Below are 1,119 nucleotides of genomic sequence, written 5' to 3' on the forward strand. Positions count from 1 at the left end.
CAACAATGAAAAAAACCACACCCGCTGCGCCTTCTAATAAAAAAAAGAGGCCGATCTGCGCGCCAAGCTCGCCGAGTCCGCCGGCCAGGACGCCTCCTGGCTCGACCTGACCGTCGTCGTCGACGACCAGGTCCGTGCCCTCGCCGAGGACGTCGCCAAGGTCCGCTCGCACCCGTTCGTTCCCGAGGACGTCAAGGTCGGCGGGTTCATCTACGACGTCGACACGGGTCTGCTCAACCAGAAGATCTGAGCCTGCGACCCTGCGAAGCAGGTCGAGATCTACGAAATCGGTATAAACCCCGATGCGCGCTCACCACGGGTGAGCCAGAGTTGGGGTCGTGACCGAAGCAGACCGACTCGAGATCGCCGCCCAGGCGATCGACCTGCACAAGACCTACGGGAAGGGCGCCGCGGAGGTCCGGGCGCTCGATGGCGTGAGCCTGGACCTCTACGCCGGGCAGTTCACCGCGATCATGGGCCCCTCGGGTTCGGGCAAGTCGACGCTGATGCACTGCCTGGCCGCGCTCGACAAGCCCACGACCGGTGAGGTGATCGTCGGCGGTCGCAAGCTCGGCAAGCTGCGCGACCGCCGCCTCACCGCGCTCCGACGCGACAAGATCGGGTTCGTCTTCCAGGCGTTCAACCTGGTGCCGACGCTGACCGCGCAGGAGAACATCCTGCTGCCCCTTTCCCTGGCCCGGAAGAAGCCGGACCCGGGATGGTTCGACCAGGTCATCGACACGGTCGACCTGCGACCGCGGCTCGAGCACAAGCCGAGCGAGCTCTCCGGCGGGCAGCAGCAGCGGGTCGCCTGCGCCCGGGCGCTGGTCTCCAAGCCCGACATCGTCTTCGCCGACGAGCCGACCGGCAACCTCGACTCCACCTCGGCCGCCCAGGTGCTCGACTTCCTGCGCCGCAGCGTCGACGACCTGGGCCAGACCATCGTCATGGTCTCCCACGACCCGGTCGCCGCCTCCTACTGCGACCGGGTCGTCTTCCTGGCCGACGGCCGCATCGTCGACGAGCTGGCCAAGCCGAGCCGCGGGACCGGAGGCGGCTGAGGAGGCGGATTGCCAGGATGGAATCGCCGCCGAGAGCGAAGAAGTCGTCATCGATACC

The 1,119-nt window shown here is 67.1% G+C and carries 1 protein-coding gene; it reads left to right on the forward strand.

Features of this window, described 5'->3' with window-relative positions; genetic code table 11:
• Window positions 1–338: 338 nt before the first annotated feature.
• Window positions 339–1,061 carry an ABC transporter ATP-binding protein gene (locus ACFVJS_RS25485; RefSeq protein ID WP_378886229.1) on the forward strand — a complete coding sequence of 241 codons (723 nt, stop codon included), beginning with the start codon at window positions 339–341 and terminating at the stop codon, window positions 1,059–1,061.
• The last annotated feature ends 58 nt before the right edge of the window (window positions 1,062–1,119 follow it).

It is taken from the genome of Nocardioides sp. NPDC057772 (genome assembly GCF_042798075.1).
Taxonomy (GTDB): domain Bacteria; phylum Actinomycetota; class Actinomycetes; order Propionibacteriales; family Nocardioidaceae; genus Nocardioides.